The following is a 20,641-nucleotide window of genomic DNA, read 5'->3' on the forward strand; positions in this document are numbered from 1 at the left end:
TAAAAACGTAAACACGTTAATCATGGTGCTTTTCATCGACAACAAACCGTATGAAGTTCCTGCCGGTAAAAATCTGCTGGAGACCTGCCTCTCGCTCGGGCTGGATGTACCATACTTCTGCTGGCATCCGGCTATGGGTTCTGTAGGAGCTTGCAGGCAATGCGCCGTGAAGGTATATAAAGATGAAAACGACCAGAAAGGCAGACTTGTCATGTCGTGTATGGAGCCCGTTGTAAACAACCAGCGTATATCCGTTGAAGATCATGAAGCCAAAGAGTTTCGAGGACATGTAATCGAATGGCTGATGACTAACCACCCGCACGATTGCGCAGTATGCGATGAAGGCGGTTCCTGTCATTTGCAAGACATGACGGTAATGACCGGACATAACTATCGTAACTTCCGCTATAAAAAACGCACCTATACCAATCAGTATTTAGGTCCCTTTCTCAATCATGAAATGAACCGTTGCATCCAGTGCTACCGTTGTGTGCGCTTTTATAAAGACTATGCAGGTGGTAAAGATCTGGATGTATTTGCGTCAAAGAACAATGTATACTTTGGCCGGGCAGAAGATGGTGTGCTGGAAAATGAGTTCAGTGGTAACCTGGCCGAAGTATGTCCTACGGGAGTGTTTACCGATAAGACACTCAAGCAACATTATACGCGCAAGTGGGATCTTACCATGGCACCTTCTGTTTGCCAGCATTGCAGCATTGGCTGTAATACCATTGCCGGTGAACGATACGGTTCGCTGCGCATGATTGCCAACCGGTATAACGGTGATGTAAACGGATATTTTCTCTGCGATCGCGGCCGGTATGGATATGAATTTGTCAATGCTGCCGATCGTATTCGTAATCCACATATACAACAACGCGAGACCGATCGTGGGACCTTGCTTTCAACCTTATCCGGATTGCTCAATAAACCAGGCGTGATTGGTATAGGTTCTCCGCGTGCGTCACTTCAATCCAATTTTGTTTTGAAAGCATTGGTAGGCGAGCATAATTTTTACCACGGTGTATCCGATACAGAACATGATCTGGCCGAACTCGCCGTTAAGATTTTGCGTGAAGGTCCTGTGCGTACACCGTCTACTAAAGAAGTCGAAGAAGCCGATGCTGTTTTTATACTCGGTGAAGACATAACCAATACAGCTCCTATACTGGCACTGGCCGTTCGTCAATCTGTACAACAACAACCGGCAGCACTTGCTGAGAAAGCAAATATACCCTTGTGGAATGATGCTGCCGTGAAAGGTATTGTACAGGATAAAAAAGGCCCCTTGTTCATCGCGACTTTAACTACAACTAAACTGGATGAACTGGCCACTGCCACGTATCGGGCAACCCCGGAATGTATAGCGCGACTTGGTTTTGCCGTAGCACATGCATTGGACAATACGTCTCCGGCCGTTACGGATCTCTCAGAAAATATGGTGGTCCTTGCCGGACAGATAGCCCAGGCGTTGCGTGCTGCCAAAAAGCCGGTAATCATTTCAGGAGCAGGTTGCGAAAGTGATGCCGTGATGAAAGCTGCCGCCAACGTGGCCTATGCTTTGAATAAAGAAAACAGTAACACAGGCCTGGTATATACCATGCTCGAATGTAACTCCATCGGACTCGCCATGATGGGAGGACACCGGCTGCATGCAGCATTCAACGCAGTTGTGAACGGACATGCTGATACGGTAATTGTACTGGAGAACGATCTATACCGTCATGGAAGAAAATCAGATGTAGAAGCATTCCTGAAAGCCTGCCGGAATATAATTGTACTCGATCATTCTGTTCATGCCACTACGCAACAGGCCGATGTAGTTATACCGGCCGGTACATTTGCAGAATCGGATGGCATAGTGGTGAACAACGAAGGGCGCGCACAGCGGTTCTTCCAGGTATATGAATCCAAGGATATGGTTTGTGAAAGCTGGCGATGGTTACTGGATATAGGAGCTGCCGCCAATCATGCACGACTAAGCCATTGGAAAAACTTTGAAGAAATCACTCACGCTATAGCAACCGATGAGCCTTTATTGAAGCGTATAGATGCTGTAACACCGCCATCGCAGTTCAGAGTTGCCGGCCAGCGTATACCACGTGAGCCACATCGCTATAGCGGTCGCACTTCAATGCACGCCAATATCAATGTAAGCGAACCTAAACCACCGGAAGATGCGGATTCACCATTGTCCTATACCATGGAAGGGTATCGTGGCATGCCGCCATCATCGATGATTCCATTCTTCTGGTCTCCGGGTTGGAACTCGGTACAATCCGTAAATAAATATCAGCAGGAGATAGGGGGTGAACTGAAAGGTGGCGATCCCGGCATACGATTACTCGAACCCGTTGCCGATAAAACAATAAAATACTTTGAAGGTATACCGGAAGCGTTCAAACCGTTGGAAGATCATTTGCTCATTATGCCGATGCATCACATTTTCGGTTCAGATGAGCTGAGTGCACGATCTCCTTCAGTAGCACAACGTATACCGAAGCCCTATATATTACTCAGCATGGACGATGCCGTTGCTTTGAGCCTTCTCGAAAATTACATGCTTACTTTTTATATAGGTCGCTACGAATATAGTTTACCCGTAAAAGTAAGCAACGCCCTTCCCAACGGAGTAGCTGCTGTACCGTACGGTCTTCCCGAAATACCCTACACCGAACTCCCCGAATGGGCCACCACACGCTCCCCTAAATACTTACACACCTTAACCCCAACCTACACACCTAAACACCTAAACACTTAAACACGAGAAAAATGTCACCAGTAATAATCGTCATTTGCGTCTTGGGAGGTTTGTTGCTCATAGCACCGGGGTTGATCTGGCTTGAGCGAAGATTGCTTGCAGTGTGGCAGGATCGTTACGGTCCTAATCGCGCGGGTCCGTTAGGGGTATTGGTTGTACTCGCTGACACATTGAAACTTTTTTTCAAGGAAGACTGGATACCACCCTTCGCAGATAAGAAAGTATTTGTGCTGGCGCCTGCTATAGTTGTGATCACAGTGCTGATGAGTTTTGTCATTGTTCCGTTCTCACCGGGATTTATAGTGGTTGATCTGAATATAGGATTGCTCTTCTTCCTCGCCATGTCATCCATGGGCGCATATAGTATAATTCTCGGTGGCTGGGCTTCCAATAATAAATACTCATTACTGGGAGCGATGCGCGGTGCAGCGCAGATGATCTCTTACGAAGTGTTCATGGGACTTTCGCTGATGGGCGTAGTGTTGATTACCGGTTCATTTAGTCTGCACGATATAGTCGAAGCACAACGCAACATGTGGTTTGTGGTGCCGCAGTTTTTAGGATTTGTAATTTTCTTAATAGCCGGTATAGCGGAAACACATCGTTTGCCTTTTGATATACCCGAAGCCGAGAGTGAATTGATTGCCGGGTTTCACTCCGAATATTCCGGAATGAAATTCGGAATGTTCTTCGTAGGAGAGTATATAGGCATCATGCTCATTTCGTGCATGGTTACATGTTTGTTCTTCGGTGGCTGGCTCGGCCCAGCGTTTCTGCCACCCATCGTGTGGTTTGTCTTGAAGATGTTCGCGTTTATTGCGTTGTTCATCCTGTTGCGTGCTTCATTGCCACGTCCGCGGTACGACCAGCTGATGGAATTCGGTTGGAAAATATTGTTGCCGTTGTCGTTACTCAATGTGATGATAACAGCCGGAATTATATTGTGGAACGAGAATCCGCTATGAAAGTATATATAGTTTGGTAAGTATAGTTCACTAAAAATAAAACGCCATGTTCAGCATTATCCGTACCATGTGGCTCACGTTTTTGCACATGTTTCACAAACGTGCCACCATTCAATACCCGGAAGAGAAGCCGCAGTTACCGGCACGCTGGCGAGGGCGTATCGTATTAACACGCGATCCGGACATGGAGGAGCGCTGCGTAGGATGTTATCTCTGCGCAGCGGCTTGTCCGGTAGACTGTATATCGCTTCAGGCGACAGAAGATGAACATGGCCGCAGATACCCGGCATTCTTCCGGATAAACTTCTCGCGGTGTATATTCTGCGGTTACTGCGAAGAAGCATGTCCTACATACGCCATACAACTTATACCGGATTTTGAAATGGGCGAATACGTTCGGCAGAACTTAGTATACGAGAAAGAAGATCTGCTCATTAACAGTCAGGGTAAATATCCTGGCTATAATTACTATAGAGTAGCAGGACTGGCGATCAAGGGCAAGTCGAAGGGAGAAGGCGATAACGAGCTTGAGCCGGTGGACGTACACAGCTTGCTGCCGTAGAAGCTACTAGCTTCTAGGTGTTTTGTCCTGAGGCCAGGAGCCTGCAACCGGAAGCGATCTTTAGATCCAATTGCACAGAGAACACGAAGAAGACGCAAAGGATCACAAAGTTTTTGATGCATTTCACTATTAACCGGCTGTTTGTCCTGAAGCCAGCCAGAAGCCGGCAGCCAAACCAATAACGGATAACGAACTATGGCCTTCTACATCGCATCCATCATCGCTATACTCGCCACTGTCATGGTGATTACGCGCTATAATATGATCCATGCATTGCTATACTTGGTGGTTTCCTTCCTGGCGGTAGCAGTAATTTTCTTTATGCTGGGAGCTCCGTTTGTCGCGGCTCTCGAAGTAATTATATATGCCGGTGCCATTGTGGTGCTCATCATCTTCGTAATTATGATGCTCAACATGAAAGAAGAATCGGTTGAGCAGGAGCGAAAGTGGTTTAGCAAGAATATATGGATTGGTCCCGGAATATTAGCATTGGTGTTGCTGGGCGAGCTGGTATATATACTGGTAACGTCCGAGCGGGTGTTGTTGAATAATGCTGTGGTGGATTCAAAGGCAGTAGGCATGTCGTTGTATGGTCCATACATTATCGGTGTGGAGTTATGCGGTTTGTTGTTGATGGCCGGTATAGTGGGTGCCTATCATTTGGGCAGACAGCGTAGAAAAGTGATTCATCGTTTCCTTGAAAAGACAGAAGAATGAATGCATTGCCAATTGATATGGGGTTGTTGCTGGCAGGAGTGTTATTTACTCTTGGGTTGATCAGCGTGCTGATCAGGCGCAACATTATATTCATGCTGATCTCGGTAGAGATCATGCTGAATGCTGCAGGTCTTGCTTTTATCGTAGCAGGTTCGCGCTGGGCGCAGGCTGACGGACAAGTGATGTTCATCTTTATACTCACCATGGCCGCAGCCGAGGTTTCTGTAGGACTCGCCTTAATCCTGCAGATATACCACCAGTTGAAGACGCTGGACAGTGATGCTGCCGATAAGATGAACGGATAAATATATTCTAAACATCGTGTAATGATCAAATTGCTTTGGCTTATACCAACCTTGCCTTTCCTGGGCGCACTGATCCTGATATTAACCGGTTCGCGACTATCATGGCGTATCGCGGCATGTATTGGCGCGGGCAGTATAGGACTTGCTGCTATACTTACAATACTGGTTGGCTATGATTTTCTTGCATCCGGAAAAGAAGCTTACCTGCATGTTGCGTGGAACTGGTTTCAGGCAGGAGACCTTTCTACAACTTTTTCGTTCTACCTCGATTCACTCTCCATGGTGTTTATATTCGTGATCACTTTCGTAGGTTTTCTCATTCATATATACTCCATCGAGTTCATGCAGGAGGACGAAGGCTTCTCACGATTCTTCGCGTACCTGAATTTGTTTGTATGCTCTATGCTTATCCTGGTACTGGCCGATAATCTCGTGCTACTATACTTAGGTTGGGAAGGTGTAGGGCTCTGTAGTTATTTATTGATCGGCTTCTGGTATACCGAAGAAAAGAATGGTTATGCAGCACGTAAAGCTTTTATCATTACACGTGTAGGCGATACAGCCATGGCTGTTGGTTTGTTCCTGCTGTTCACCGTCTTTCATACATTGAATATACAGGATATACTTACACAGGCGCCACTGCTATGGACAACCGGAGCATCGATGGCTGTTGTGATAGGATTTTCACTGTTAGGTGGAGCGGTAGGTAAATCTGCACAACTCCCGTTGCAGACATGGTTACCCGATGCCATGGCCGGTCCTTCTCCGGTCAGTGCACTCATTCATGCCGCTACGATGGTAACAGCGGGAGTATATTTGATCACACGCATGCATATCGTATATGAACTTGCACCGCTGGCACAACTGTGGGTTGGTATAATTGGTGCGATCACGTTGTTGATTGCCGGCTTCAGTGCGTTAACGCAGTTTGATCTTAAACGTGTGTTGGCATACTCTACCATCAGTCAGATCGGCTATATGTTTCTGGCGATGGGCGTAGGAGCGTGGTCTGCCGCTATATTTCATTTTATGATACATGCTTTCTTCAAAGCCCTGTTATTTCTTGCAGCAGGAGCAATCATTATGGCGTTGCATCATGAACATGATATGTTCCGCATGGGCGGACTCAAAAATAAATTACCGGTTATCTATTGGACATTCCTCATCGGTGCGGCATCGCTGGCGGCATTGCCTTTTGTAACAGCAGGTTTCTATAGTAAAGATCAGATCCTGTGGCTGGCGTGGGCCGGAGAGGAAGGTAATCTCTGGTTTTTTCTGGCAGCTTTAACGGGTGCGGTAGTGACTGCAGTCTATACATTCCGTATGGTGTTCATTACGTTTTTCGGGGAGGCCAAAACTAAGATCAGTCACGTACCAGGAATGCGCATAACCGTACCGTTGATGGTACTGGCAGCGCTGTCGTTCGCGGGTGGTTTCATTGAACTTCCGCATACATTAGGACACTTTACATTGTTTTCGGATTACCTGTCACCGTTGTTACCGGCAGTTACGTTGAAAGAAGGGATTGAAACCACCGAATGGACTATTCAACTTGTAACGGCTGTACTGGCACTTGGCGGTGTATACCTCACGTATATACTCTATGTGAAACAACCACAGCTCTCCAACGAGATTAAAAGTTCAACGTTTGAGTTGCACCAGTTCTGGTTTCGTGGCTGGGACTTCGATGCACTCTATAACTTTGTATTTGTACGACCTTTTGTATTCCTGTCGCGCATCAATAAGAATGATGTGATCGATCAATTTTATACCGGGCTGGTGCAGATCACCGAGTACTTCAACAGCGCCTTTGTCAAAACTCAGAATGGTGTACTGCGCTGGTATGTTATGAGTATCGTGGTAGGAGCAATCCTGATTTTAACCATTAGTCTGTTTGTTCAACCCTAAAAGCTCTGCGTATGCTGCTCGCGTTATTAATACTATTACTCATGGCCGGTGGTATAGCTTCTGGTTTCCTCGCAAGAGTAAGTCACGCAGCGTGTCGCTGGCTGGCATTGATTACCGTTACCATTGCATTTGCTATCATCGTCTCAGTATGGATTGATGAAGGTCTATCGATGACACAGACAGATTCGTGGCTTCGCGATCTATATATACCCTGGATACCAAGTTTTGGTATCGCATTTCATTTGGCGATGGATGGTTTAAGCCTGTTAATGCTTGCCTTAACATTCTTCCTTGGTATACTCGCTGTGCTTGTCTCATGGAAAGAAATTCAATATCGCGTAGGATTTTTTCATTTCAATCTGTTGTGGGTGGTGGCCGGCATCACAGGTGTATTCTTAACCATGGATCTGTTCCTATTCTATTTCTTCTGGGAAGTGATGTTGATCCCGATGTACTTTCTCATCGGCATCTGGGGACATGAGAATAAACAATACGCGGCCTATAAATTTTTCATCTTTACTCAGGCGAGCGGATTGCTGATGTTGCTTTCCATACTTGCCCTATATTTCATTCATGGCGAACAAACCGGGATCTATAGCTTTGATTACTTCTCGATACTGGGTACAACGCTATCGCCTGAGACAGGGCGGTGGTTAATGTTCGGATTCCTGATCGCCTTCATTGTTAAATTACCCGTTGTGCCTTTGCACACGTGGTTGCCCGATGCTCATACGGAAGCACCAACAGCCGGAAGTTTGTTGCTGGCGGGTTTACTACTCAAAACAGGTGCGTATGGTTTGATACGTTTTGTGCTGCCTATATTTCCGGAGGCATCGGCCAGTATAGCACCCGTTGCTATGTTACTGGGCGTTGTCGGTATACTTTATGGCGCCATGCAGGCATACTCACAAACAGATTTTAAACGACTCGTGGCCTATACCAGTGTTAGTCACATGGGCTTTATTATGCTCGGTGTATTTGCCTTCAATGAGCTGGCCATGCAAGGTGTGGTAATGCAAATGATCACCCACGGAATTAGTACGGGTGCGTTGTTCGTTATAGCCGGTGTACTTTACGAACGCATCCATACCCGTGATATACTTCGCATGGGGGGAATGTGGAAGAAGGTTCCGTTCATGGGCACTGTGGCTATGATATTTGTTATGGCTTCGCTGGGTTTACCCGGACTCGGAAATTTTGTTGCTGAATTCATGACGCTGATCGGTGCCTGGCAGGCGAACAAGTTATTCACAATCATTGCAACGGCCGGGCTGGTGTTCGCGACTGCTTACTCACTTCGCATTATGCAGAAAGTATTTTTAGGGAAGAATATAGAAGGACACAGCATGACCGACCTGTCGCTTCGTGAAAAATTTATACTGGTACCGCTGTGTGTGGTGATCATCTGGCTCGGATTATTCCCGCAGCAGGTGATCAATGCCGCCAGGCCTACCGTTGCCAATAGTATGCATGCGAAGAACCACACGGCTATCCATCAAGAGGCACAAACAAATCACGTAAAGTATACATCGGCATTTACTTTAGAGAAAGGAGGAAGCCATGAACATGAATGATATTATGAGTCTTATCCCGCTGTGGATACTATCCAGTGCCGCAATCCTGATCTTTTTTTCGATCTCGATAAAACGGAATCACAAAGTAATTTTTGTGATCACGGTAGTATCCCTGCTGGTTGATTTCTTTTTCCTGACAAGCTATAGCATCAAACACCTTCAGCCGGTAGAACCGCTGTTGATTATAGACGGCTTTGGTGTTTTTAATATAGGGCTGATCCTGCTCACAACGCTGGTTGTTGTATTGATATCGTATGCCTATTTCGAACAACGTGAAGAACGAAAGGAAGAATATTATATATTGATTATACTGGCAGCGCTGGGTGCTGCTATACTCGTGATCAGTAAACACTTTGCATCGCTTTTCCTCGGTCTGGAAATACTCAGTGTTTCTCTCTATGCGTTGATTGCGTATCTGCGCAAGCGCGAGCGTTCCGATGAAGCCGGTATAAAGTATCTTATACTCGCAGCATTCTCCTCTGCCTTTCTGTTATTTGGTATGGCGCTGGTATATGCGGCTACCGGATCCATGGAGTTTGCCGGAATTGCTGCATGGATCACACAAGCCCACGAGATGCCCACGATTGTTGTTGCCGGTTTCGGTATGATGATCGTTGGTGTTGGGTTTAAACTCGGCATAGTACCATTTCATATGTGGACCCCGGATGTATACGAAGGTTCGCCTGCTCCGGTAACGGCCTTCATCGCCACTGTCTCAAAGGGTGGGATGGTAGCATTGCTGGTACGTTTCTTCAATACATTGAACGGTTATCAGTATACTACATTTATGCTGGTGTTTACCATACTGGCTATAGCATCGATGTTCATCGGAAATATACTCGCGCTTCGGCAGAACAATGTGAAGCGACTACTCGCGTATTCATCTATAGCGCACCTCGGATATTTACTCGTGGCATTTCTGGCCGGAGAGAAGCTTGGCATGGAAGCTGTGATCTTTTACCTCGTAGCATATTTTATTACAACGTTAGGCGCCTTCGGTATACTGGCTACACTTTCTGATAAAGAACGCGATGCCGAGTTACTCGAAGATTACCGCGGCCTTCTCTGGAAGCGCCCCCTGACCGCGATTGTATTTAGCGCCATGCTGCTATCACTGGCTGGTATACCACTTACGGCAGGCTTTGTCGGTAAGTTTTATGTACTGGCAGCAGGTATTCAAACACATCGATGGTTGTTGGTAATTATACTCGTCATCAACAGCGTCATCGGACTATATTACTATATCAAACTGATCGCCATCATGTTCGATCAGAAGCAGGCAGCGCGCACCTCGCAGGAGTTACATCCGCTGGTATATATAGTCAGCAGCGTTACCATGGCGATACTGGTATTGTCTCTTTTTTGGATTGGTGTAAATCCGGAAGGGATGATGACTCTTATTAGAGACGTTGTCCGGTGAGTCGTTATCCGTTATTAAGGGGTAATACATTGATGAGATTCGTAGCTATAGCTGAGTTGATATAGCGTACTCGTAAAAATCCAATTGCACAGAGGGCGCGGAGGAGACACAAAGAGATCACAAAGTTATATTTAGCTGCATCTATATTGACAATAGCGTTTAGCCTATTTCTGATAACGATCAACGATGTAGCATAAAAAAATGCCGGGCAGTTTGTCCGGCATTTTTTATAAGCTATGGGGATATCGATTAATAATCGCCCAGTGTTTCTTCGAGTTGAGCCAGGGCTTTCGCGAGCTCATCATCGTTCGGAGCAACTCCGTGCCACTTGTGTGAGCCCACCATGTAATCAACACCAAAGCCCATTTCGGTCTTCATCAGGTTCATTACAGGTTTACCTTGTTTGGCAAGCTTTTGTGCGTTTTCCAAACCGGCAACAACTTCTTCCATTACGTTACCATTGAACTCCTGTACAATCCATCCGAAAGATTCCCACTTCGCACGGAGGTTGAGTAATGATAATATTTTATCTACGGGACCATCGATCTGCTGACCGTTATAGTCAACTGTAGCAATCAGGTTATCAACTTTATTATGGCCTGCATACATAGCAGCTTCCCATACTTGCCCTTCCTGTAATTCGCCATCGCCCATCAACACATATACAAAGCGATCATCTTTGTTCAGCTTCTTGGCTTGCGCAGCACCGGAAGCAACAGAAAGTCCTTGTCCAAGTGAACCTGAAGCAATGCGGATACCCGGCAGATGCTCATGTGTAGCAGGGTGGCCTTGTAAACGTGAATCGAGCTTACGGAATGTAGCGAGTTCCTTAACATCAAAGTATCCGGACCTTGCCAAAGCAGCGTAGAACACCGGAGAAATGTGACCATTGGATAAGAAGAAAAGATCCTCACCGGCAGCGTTCATGTTGAACTTTGGATCATGCTTCATTAATTTGAAATACAGCGCAACGAAAAAATCGGTGCAGCCTAATGAACCGCCCGGGTGGCCCGACTGGCAGCTATGTACCATGCGCACAATATCTCTGCGGATCTGTGAACTTATCTTTTTAAGGGATGCGATGTCTGTTGCTTGGCTCATGAAGGTAAAAATTGTGTCGCGAAGATGCTGTAATTTTTTATACTGTAAAAGAAAAATGCCGTGTGATTTCGTGGACCAGCTCGTTTACTTTGATTCTACCACGCGAATTGTAAACGGAATTTTACGTAAAGGCTGATCGGTGTTGAAAACTTTCTCGCTGGCGATCTTGTCAACAATGTCAAGACCTTCGGTAACTTCACCAAACACCGTATAGCGCCCGTCCAGCGTCATATAGCCACCTACCGTTCGATAGGCTTCACGTTGTTCAGGCGTTACCTGTATACCCAGGTTACGTGCCTCTATATCGATGTCTTCATCGGCATAGCGCGTACCATGCACGATGAAAAACTCAGCAGCAGATGATTCAAGGTTTGGATTATTTTCATCAACCCGCGCCATCGAGAGCGCACCTTTTTTATGATAGTACTTCGGGTTGAACTCGGAAGGTATACGGTAATTCAGTTTCTTTTTAAGATCACCACCTTGAATCATAAACTCATAACCGATGCGATAAAAATCGGAGTCATCATAATATCCTTCTTTGATAAGCTTGACAAAGTTAGCGCGATGTAGCGGAGTATCTTCAAACAAACGAAGCTTGATTGTGCCCATCTTCGTCTCAATGATCACTTCGTTCTCTGGATTCTCTTTACCGTATAGAGTCAACACTTCACGAATGTTGTCGGGTGTTATAACGACTGATTCTTTCTTCTGCGTGCAAGACACGAGCAGGAGAGTGGTTAATAATAGTATCGAATACCGAACCATATAGGCAGCGAGTAAGTTTTTAATTATGATTTTTTAAATGTAAAAACGTTTGCAATAATGTACAACGATAAAGCTTTTTTAGCGTTTACTTTAATCTCTATCTTCGCCCCTTATGGATAACAGGAAGCATTACTTGGCGGCCATCAGTGCATTTATCATCTGGGGATTCTTCTCAATTCCGTTACGGGCGTTGAAGGATTACTCGGCTGGTGAGATACTGTATTTCCGGATATTGTTCTCAACGTTAATATTGCTTGTGATTATATTCGGATTCAAGCGTAAAGATATACGTAAAGACCTCACATTCTTTCGTTCGTTTACTGCTGAAAAGAAACGCAATGTTATTCTGCTTACGCTGGTTGGCGGTGTGTTACTCACGGTGAACTGGCTAACGTTTATTTATATAGTGAACCACATTAACATTAAGACCGCGTCATTCTCATACCTGATCTGCCCGGTAATAACAGCTGTGCTGGGATATGTATTGATACAAGAGAAGATGTCGAGTCTGCAGTGGATAGCCGTTGCGTTGTGTACGCTGAGTTGTGTGGTAATGGGATTAAACTCTGCGCTTGAATTAGGCTATAGCTTCCTGACAGCCGCTACATACGCACTATATCTGATTTCCCAACGCAAGAACCAGGGTTTCGATCGCATTATTGTACTGGGCATACAAGTGCTATTCTCATTTATCATTCTGAATCTATTCTATAATCAGCTCATCCATGCGATACCGACATCATTTATGTTTTATGGATTAATTACCGGTATAGCTATACTCTTCACGGTGCTGCCTTTGTTCCTGAATTTATTTGCATTGAACCGGATCAACTCAGCCACCATCGGTATACTGATGTATGTAAACCCCCTGATAAATTTCTCTGTTGCCTTTATCGTATTCGGAGAAACCGTAAACGCCATTCAACTGACAGGATACTTTCTCATTGTAGTTGCCCTCGTCATCTTCAACTACCCTGCGATGCGGTTTGTGATGGGGAATCGTTAATGAGGGGGCTAGCTACGGGCCTCAGGACAGAGCATTATTCGTTAATCGTTATCTGTTAATGGCTGGGAAAAGCTATACGTTGATCAAAAAAAAGGAGCACAGCATATTACAAGATATATACTTTGTAATATGCTGTGCTTTTTTTTCGTACTATACCAGGACGTGTATCCTTTAGCAGCGGAGTTATACATTGAAACGGATAACTGTTAACCATTGGCGATTAACGAATAACGCTTCTGTCCTGAAGCCAGCCACCAACTATCCCCCCAGATTCTCCAGGTTCTGCAAATCGTTCGAGGTGCTATCGTTCGGCTGACTTGCCTGTAACTTTCTCACCTTGCGTTTATAGAGTTTTTCCATAAACGATTCTTTCAATGTAGAAAGCGTATCGGCTTGTCGTATGGAGTCCTGTTTGGATACCATGATCTTCAACTCGGCAAGCAATGCATCATCAAGTTCATACAGATCACAGCTTAGTCTGCGTTGCAGATCATAGGGTAAATTTGGAAAAGTAGCTTTCGATATATTTTCGAAACGTTTATCATCGTTTACCTGTCTCATAAAGTAACCAAACATTGGTAACGCTGTGCTTGAACCCTGCCCAAGTTCTGTACTTCTGAAATGTATACGCGGATCGTCAGCACCTGCCCATGTTCCTACAACAAGATTTGGAGTCATTGCCATGAACCATCCGTCAGCGTTCGCTTGTGTTGTTCCTGTTTTGCCTGCGACATCATTTAACACGCCATACTTCCAGCGTAGACGCGATGCTGTACCTTCGTGTACAACGGTCTGTAACATTTGTCTTACCAGCAATGCAGCTTCTTTTGAGACAGCGCGTATACCTTTTGTATTCGGTTTGAAGTTGTCGTATACATTACCGTATAAATCTTTTATAGCCGTGATATGATAGGGGAGAACTGTAACACCTTCGTTCGCGAGACAAGCATAGGCTGTTGTCATTTCCGTAAGCGACACCGAAGAAGATCCCAATGCAACGGAAGGTACATGTTTCATCTCACTGATCACACCCATCTTTCTGGATAATGCAATGGTGCTGTCAACACCAGCCATCTCAATCAGTTTTACTGATACTGTATTCACTGAGTACGCGAGTGCGCCACGCATTGAATATTTTACCTGGTAATCGTTTTGTGTATTGCGCGGTGTCCACTTATCGCCTTCCTCATCAATATAGGTTTTACGTTCGGCTGATATAAAATCACAGGGTTCAAATCCTTTCTCAATCGCCATCGCATATACGATAGGTTTGAAAGTAGAACCCACCTGGCGCTTGGTAGAAACCTTTACGTGATCATATTGAAAGAAGTCGTGATCAATACCACCCACCCAGGCTTTGATCTGTCCTGTCTTCGGATCCATAGCCAGGAGACCGGCATTGAGAAATTGAATGTGATGTTTGATGGAATCGATCGGACTCATCTTTACCGCCTTTTCACCTTCCCATGAGAACACGCGCATCGGTACAGGTTTCTGTAACTCGTTGAGTATTTCTTCTTCCGACATACCGCGTTCTTTCATGCGCTGGTAGCGATCACAACGATGAATAGCATCTTGGATCACTTCCTCATTTTTTTGCCATGGATTTTCTTTTCTCCAGTGATCGAAGAATTGTTTTTGTACGTCTGTCATGTGCTGGGCAACAGCTTTTTCAGCATATTCTTGCAGTCGGGAATCTATTGTGGTATATATTTTCAAGCCATCGGTATATATATTGTATGGAGAACCATCCGGTTTGGAGTTGTTCTTACACCACGTCATGAGTTCTGCTTTTACATACTCGCGGAAATAGGGGGCAAGTCCCTGGTGGTGAGATATACTGTTATACTTCAGCCCGAGTGCTTCCTTCTTCAATGAATCTAGTTCTTCTTTTGATATATAGTTATACTTGTTCATTTGCGAGAGCACTACATTTCTGCGTGTAAGCGATCGCTCCGGAAAGAGACGCGGGTTATAGGAGTTGGTTGCCTTGAGCATCCCCACCAATACAGCGGCCTGATTAACCGTGAGATCCTTCGCTGTACAAGAGAAGAAACGTTTCGCAGCAGCTTCGATACCAAAGGTCTGGTCAGCAAATGGAATGGTGTTGAGATATAGCGTGATGAGATCTTTTTTAGAGTATAGATCTTCGAGTCGCTGTGCCGTTACCAACTCACGAGACTTGTTGATGAGCATAGAGAAAACCCAATATCGCTTTCGCGGATACAGGTTCTTGGCAAGCTGTTGTGTAATGGTACTACCTCCACCAGCAGATTCTTCCTGCATCAGGATGGACTTGATAAATACACGTCCTAAACTTTCGAAGTCAACACCACTGTGTTCGTAGAACCGTACATCTTCAGTAGCGATGAGCGCATCAATTACATCGGGAGAGATGTCTTCGAATTTGATTTCAGTGCGGTCTTGTATATAGTAACGGCCTAGCAGCACACTGTCAGCACTATAAATTTCGGAAGCAACCTGGTTTTGGATTTTTCGCAGCGTGCGTTTGCTCGGAATTTGAATCCACACAAAGATCATCAGAATGAGCGGTGGACCTAAAATAATAGAACCGAAGATCGACCATCTGCGGGCTTTCGGGTGTGTTCGGTAATACTCACGGATTTTACCGTATCGGGTTTTGATGAACTGAATAGCAGGCTCTGCTTTCTGCAGCAGGAGCGAGTAGAAGTCACGAAGTTTACCAACCAGATTTTTAAAAAATTCTTGCATACTATTCACGTCAACAAAAAACGAAGGAGGTAAGATAATTACCAGCACATTATATAACAATCAGGAAGCGATATACATTGGGTTCATTTATCGCCTGATGTTATGGTAGGAGAGTTTATTAAACTTAAAAGCCTTCAAATCTATAGATTCGAAGGCTTTATTTTGCGCAAATATAAGATTAAACATTGAAGTCCAGAATTTCATGTCGGATTTTGTTACAAAACAGTCTGTCGCTGTCTTGCAAGGTGATGATTTTTCAGGTACATCTTGATTAAGTAGTAGTTCCGTAATTCTTTAGTCCGGCCTCTGTTTCTTAGAAAGCTGTAACAGATCATTTTCTTTAGATTTACCTCATAAACTGTCATGAGTTAGGTGCAATTAAAAAATGATGCACCGAAAGTATGATTAATTGAACGGCATAATTGATATTTGCACGATTTCCATTTTGAATCCTAACCCCAGTTCTGAAGGAGAGCACTTAAATTTATTAAGAGTGATTATCAATCGTTTGAAATAATACATAATACAGTTAACTGTTTGAATTGAAATGAATAGGTTTAAGAAAGTAAAAGCTTTTACTCTCACTGAAGTGCTTGTTGTATTAGTTATAATAGGAATTCTTGTTCTACTCGCACTGCCGAACTTGTTGCCGTTAATAACGCGAGCCAAAAGTACCGAGGCAAAAATTCAATTGGAACATCTTTTCACGTTGGAGAAGACTTTCTTCTATGAAAAGTCTAAGTTTTCTAATGACCCGGCAGCCATTGGTTTTATTCAGGAGGAACTTGTAACCGAATCTGAAAACGGAAAGGCTAACTATAAAATTGATATAGTTGAGGCCGGGTCAGCAACATTTTTGGCCAGAGCAACCGCTGTTGTTGATTTTGACGCTGATGGCGTTTTCAATGTTTGGGAAATAGATCAGAATAAAAATCTGCGCGAAGTCGTACAAGACTAATGTCACTGGTATTTTCTCTGCCAACCCTGCTCATATTGGGTTTTATTATTTACGAAGACTTTAAGTTCCGGGCAGTGACTTGGTATCTCTTCCCTTTATTAGCAGTAATAATTCTCATCGAGAACGTTGTAGTATATACTTCAGCAATGCCTCTGCAAATTTTTATTATTAACTTCTTATTCATCGCTATTCAACTGATGGCAGTTACACTTTACCTGTCGATAAAGAATAAAAAGTGGATATGGATATGGGAACAGTACCTTGGGCTTGGTGATATTTTGTTTTTGCTGGTTTTATGTTTGTTTTTTTCACCTCTTAATTTGATTGTATTTTATATAGGCAGTTTAGTATTGACAGTTGTTGCAGTTCTATTACTTCGAGGAGCATATCCATCCTTCGCGATTATACCTCTTGCAGGATTACAGTCAGCCTTCCTTGCAGCATTAATAATTTTTAATCTTCTGATTAGTCCAACGAATTATAAAGTTGATCCTGATATTACTTTTTTATTTTGACACCCGAGATAGACTATATTTTCCTAACCACAGACCAAATGCAAATGCTTACTCCAGAGCAAGCATGGCATTATAGGATAGTTCCTAAATCCACAGGGAATGACAGTCTAAGCTTTTATATTGACGAAACTGTATTTGACTTAGGTACGATAAACGAGTTAGAGGTAATTTTTGGAAAGACCATTTACCTTGAAAAGGTCGAGTGGACGAGGATTAATAAGACACTAAGCAAATATTATAGGATTGAGCATAACAAGAATGCCACAATAACAGCAAAGGGCACCCATGATGATTTTCTATTAAATCTAATCGCTGAGGCAAAAGGGTTGGGGAGTAGTGATATACATATTGAAATATATGAAGGGAAGTGCCGCATAAGGATTAGGATGGATGGCATGATGGTAGAACGATATGTTATACGAAAAGAGGAATATCCTTCATTAATAAATAAGATAAAGATCAAAGCCAATCTTGATATAGCGGAGAAGCGTTTGCCGCAAGACGGTCGCATTTTTTTTGTGGTTGGCGAGGATAAGAAATTTGACATCAGGGTGTCTGTACTACCGACACTACACGGTGAAAAGGTTGTACTGCGATTGCTATCTAATGACGCTACTAACATTGATATCTATAAAGTTGGGTTTACCGAATTTGATTTGGAAAATTATCTCGAAGGTGTAAAAAGGCCAAACGGCATCATGTTGATAAGTGGTCCTACGGGGTCTGGAAAAACGACAACCCTATATGCGACCTTAAAGCTTTTAAATAAAGAGACGCGGAATATCCTAACTATTGAAGACCCGATTGAATATACCCTAGACGGAATAAACCAGGTACAGCTAAAGGAGAGCATCGGACTAAATTTTGGAAGTGCTCTGAGGACATTTTTAAGGCAAGATCCCGATGTTATTATGGTTGGGGAGATCAGAGATCCGGATACTGCTTCAATGGCTATACGTGCGGCATTGACAGGACATTTGGTTCTATCAACGATACATACAAATTCCGCTTGGGGAACAATTTCTCGTCTCGTTGATATGGGTATTCCTCCATTTTTGATTGCTAATACTTTGAATACAACCGTTGCCCAACGCTTGGTAAGATTGCTGTGCCCGGATTGCAAAAAAGAGGAAGTATTCACTTCCTTTCTTTATCCAAAGCAGTTTGTTCCTTTTCGTGTGGTGAGCAGGCATTGTGTAGCACAGGGTTGTGAGAAATGTTTTTACACCGGATATAAAGGGAGAAAGGCTGTGTACGAGGTAATTCCTATCGATGCGACTTTATCTAAACAAATAAAAGAAGGTCAATATGAAATTTCTGAATTATTGAAAGAGCGCAAAATCAAGAGTTTATCCGAAAACGTATTTGAGCTCTTTGAAAGTGGTAAGACATCATTAGAAGAGATTTATCCATTACTATTTAATTTTTAAGATTTTGAAATATATAGTTTCATTTCTCCTGTTTTTCCCGTTTTTAGTTTTTGCCCAGGAAAATCGATTTGCTGTACTCGAGCAGAAGTTTAATGAGCTGTCGTCCGTAAATCCTGGGTTAAATGAAAAAGTGGATTTTTCGGTCTCTGGAGTTTCAATACAGGAATTTCTTCGCGGGCTTGCAGAATCCAACAATCTCAACGTTAGTATCGACCCTAATTTAAATTTTCGTATTTACAATAATTTTACGAATGAGAAGGTGTCCAATATACTTTTGTTTTTGGCGCGTGAATATGAGCTTGACATTAGCTTTGTAGGTTCAATCATGTCATTCAGAAAATTTGTGAAGCCGTCACAAGTTGTTCTGTATACTCCCAAGGATATTGGAGTAAAGTATAACACATACAAAGACGAATTGAGTTTAGACCTCCAGCGTGATACGTTAGAAAATGTAGTAAAGAAAATTACTCGGACTTCTAGAAAGAATGTCATATTCGCTGCCGGCCTTGCGGATAAAATTGTCAATGTATATATAGAGGACTTACCGTTTGAAAAAGCATTAGAAAAGTTTACATTGGTGAACGGACTTAAGTTGATAAAGACTGACGATAATGTATACTTTATACAGAAACGAAACGAGTTAGAAGAAGCAGATATCAGTAAAGTCAATACGCAGCCAAATTCAGGTTCCAGAAACTCTCAGAAACAGAAAATAAAAGGACGCGATGGCATCTCTATATCAGTTATGGATACACTTGGAAATAAATTTGTTAGTCTAACTGCATTTAATCTTCCTATAGCCGACATTATTCAAAGTGTAAGCGAGGAGTTGGGAGTTAATTACTTTATGTACTCTTCAATACAAGGAAACACTACTATCAATTTCTCAAAGCTTTTATATAGTGACTTCCTTACGCACGTTCTAAAAGGCACCAACTATACTTATAAAGTAGATCATGATATATACTTGATTGGTGATCGAAAATTGGAGGGGTTACGAGCGAATCGCGTTTTTCAGTTTAAATTCAGATCATTAGATGCTATAATCGATATTATTCCTGCCGAGCTAAAGGCTGGTGTCGAAATAAAAGAATTTAAAGAGTTGAATAGTATCCTGCTGTCAGGTTCACTACCTCAGATTAATGAAATAGAGCTGTACATAAAAGAGTTGGATAGGGTTGTACCTCTCGTTTTAATTGAGGTAATACTTATTGATGTGCGAAAAGGTAAGACAGTAAGTACAGGTATAAGGGCTGGTCTTTCTGATTCCGTTACAACAACAAGCGGTACCCTGCTCCCCGGAATTGATTTTACTTTAAGCTCAAAGTCGATTAATGATTTCCTAACAAGAATCGGAGGTAATGCTGTTAATATAGGCAAAGTAACTCCTAATTTTTATATGGGACTTAGCGCTCTCGAAGAGAATAGTAACGTTGAGGTTAGGTCAATGCCGAAGCTATCCACGCTTAACGGACATGAAGCCAGCTTGAGTATAGGAAGTAAACGTTACTATAGTATAAAAACTCAAAATGTTCTTGGTTCACTAAACCCGCAGACGGTAGTGACGGAGCAGTTTCAATCGGTGGAGGCAAATTTAGGGATCAATATAAAACCGGTGGTTTCCGGAGATGATCAGGTCACACTAAATATAGATGTCAATATTTCGGACTTCCTCGGTGAGCCGACAACAAATGCCCCGCCACCAACGTCAACGAGCCAGTTTAAATCTATAATTCGTGTTCGAAACGAAGAGATGATCGTGCTAGGTGGAATTGAGCGAAATGAGAAAAGTGAGAGTGGCAGCGGAGTACCATTACTATCTAGAATTCCGGTTATAAAATGGCTATTTAGTAGTAGAACTAAATCCAGAAATAAAACAGTGTCCGTTGTTTTCATTAAGCCAACTATAATTTATTAG

16 protein-coding genes are annotated in these 20,641 nt (G+C 43.5%); 13 read left to right on the forward strand and 3 right to left on the reverse strand.

All coding sequences use genetic code 11. The features are described 5' to 3' along the window. Positions 1-22: 22 nt before the first annotated feature. The 8 genes from nuoG (at position 23) to ACFQ21_RS18405 (ending at position 10,212) form a co-directional block, all read left to right on the forward strand. Positions 23-2,761 (forward strand): NADH-quinone oxidoreductase subunit NuoG, encoded by a 2,739-nt coding sequence (gene nuoG, locus ACFQ21_RS18370; RefSeq protein ID WP_377580845.1) that lies wholly within the window; start codon positions 23-25, stop codon positions 2,759-2,761. 11 nt (positions 2,762-2,772) lie between these two features. After that, entirely contained in the window at positions 2,773-3,726 is a 954-nt protein-coding gene (gene nuoH, locus ACFQ21_RS18375) for an NADH-quinone oxidoreductase subunit NuoH (protein ID WP_377580847.1), read from the forward strand. A 46-nt stretch (positions 3,727-3,772) separates the two neighbouring features. Further along, complete coding sequence (gene nuoI / locus ACFQ21_RS18380) at positions 3,773-4,288, forward strand: NADH-quinone oxidoreductase subunit NuoI (RefSeq protein ID WP_377580850.1); 516 nt, start codon at positions 3,773-3,775, stop codon at positions 4,286-4,288. A gap of 195 nt (positions 4,289-4,483) precedes the next feature. Next, entirely contained in the window at positions 4,484-5,005 is a 522-nt protein-coding gene (gene nuoJ / locus ACFQ21_RS18385) for an NADH-quinone oxidoreductase subunit J (protein ID WP_377580853.1), read from the forward strand. Then, entirely contained in the window at positions 5,002-5,310 is a 309-nt protein-coding gene (gene nuoK, locus ACFQ21_RS18390; RefSeq protein WP_377580856.1) for an NADH-quinone oxidoreductase subunit NuoK, read from the forward strand. The genes nuoJ and nuoK overlap by 4 nt, the downstream gene beginning before the upstream one ends. Positions 5,311-5,331: 21 nt before the next feature. After that, positions 5,332-7,218: an NADH-quinone oxidoreductase subunit L gene (gene nuoL / locus ACFQ21_RS18395; RefSeq protein ID WP_377580858.1), complete on the forward strand. Its 1,887-nt coding sequence runs from the start codon at positions 5,332-5,334 to the stop codon at positions 7,216-7,218. 11 nt (positions 7,219-7,229) lie between these two features. Then, a complete protein-coding gene (gene nuoM / locus ACFQ21_RS18400) occupies positions 7,230-8,792 on the forward strand; it encodes an NADH-quinone oxidoreductase subunit M (RefSeq protein ID WP_377580861.1) in 1,563 nt (520 codons plus the stop codon). 4 nt (positions 8,793-8,796) lie between these two features. Next, the gene (locus ACFQ21_RS18405; RefSeq protein ID WP_377580863.1) at positions 8,797-10,212 is read left to right on the forward strand and encodes an NADH-quinone oxidoreductase subunit N; all 1,416 of its coding nucleotides are present in this window, start codon (positions 8,797-8,799) and stop codon (positions 10,210-10,212) included. Between the two features lie 249 nt (positions 10,213-10,461). Here the strand turns inward: ACFQ21_RS18405 and ACFQ21_RS18410 are convergent, their stop codons facing one another. After that, positions 10,462-11,313, reverse strand: a complete 852-nt coding sequence (locus ACFQ21_RS18410; protein WP_377580866.1) for a transketolase — start codon at positions 11,311-11,313, stop codon at positions 10,462-10,464. A gap of 84 nt (positions 11,314-11,397) precedes the next feature. Beyond that, positions 11,398-12,039, reverse strand: coding sequence for a peptidylprolyl isomerase (locus tag ACFQ21_RS18415; protein WP_377580868.1), 642 nt, complete (start codon positions 12,037-12,039; stop codon positions 11,398-11,400). A gap of 154 nt (positions 12,040-12,193) precedes the next feature. On the opposite strand from ACFQ21_RS18415, the gene ACFQ21_RS18420 reads away from it, so the two are divergent. Continuing rightward, the gene (locus tag ACFQ21_RS18420) at positions 12,194-13,087 is read left to right on the forward strand and encodes an EamA family transporter (RefSeq protein WP_377580871.1); all 894 of its coding nucleotides are present in this window, start codon (positions 12,194-12,196) and stop codon (positions 13,085-13,087) included. Between the two features lie 258 nt (positions 13,088-13,345). Here ACFQ21_RS18420 and ACFQ21_RS18425 read toward each other — a convergent pair whose 3' ends face one another. Next, positions 13,346-15,820 carry a transglycosylase domain-containing protein gene (locus tag ACFQ21_RS18425; protein WP_377580874.1) on the reverse strand — a complete coding sequence of 825 codons (2,475 nt, stop codon included), beginning with the start codon at positions 15,818-15,820 and terminating at the stop codon, positions 13,346-13,348. Positions 15,821-16,367: 547 nt separating this feature from the next. Here ACFQ21_RS18425 and ACFQ21_RS18430 point away from each other — a divergent pair. The 4 genes from ACFQ21_RS18430 to ACFQ21_RS18445 are packed head-to-tail and all read left to right on the forward strand — an operon-like array spanning position 16,368 to position 20,641. Continuing rightward, complete coding sequence (locus tag ACFQ21_RS18430) at positions 16,368-16,778, forward strand: type IV pilin protein (protein WP_377580876.1); 411 nt, start codon at positions 16,368-16,370, stop codon at positions 16,776-16,778. After that, complete coding sequence (locus ACFQ21_RS18435) at positions 16,778-17,293, forward strand: hypothetical protein (RefSeq protein WP_377580879.1); 516 nt, start codon at positions 16,778-16,780, stop codon at positions 17,291-17,293. Before ACFQ21_RS18430 ends, ACFQ21_RS18435 begins: the two co-directional genes overlap by 1 nt. 38 nt (positions 17,294-17,331) lie before the next feature. Then, complete coding sequence (locus tag ACFQ21_RS18440) at positions 17,332-18,723, forward strand: GspE/PulE family protein (RefSeq protein ID WP_377580882.1); 1,392 nt, start codon at positions 17,332-17,334, stop codon at positions 18,721-18,723. Between the two features lie 4 nt (positions 18,724-18,727). Continuing rightward, a complete protein-coding gene (locus tag ACFQ21_RS18445; RefSeq protein WP_377580885.1) occupies positions 18,728-20,641 on the forward strand; it encodes a type II secretion system protein GspD in 1,914 nt (637 codons plus the stop codon).

The sequence above is a fragment of the Ohtaekwangia kribbensis genome, assembly GCF_042676245.1.
In the GTDB taxonomy this organism is placed as follows: domain Bacteria; phylum Bacteroidota; class Bacteroidia; order Cytophagales; family Cyclobacteriaceae; genus Ohtaekwangia; species Ohtaekwangia kribbensis.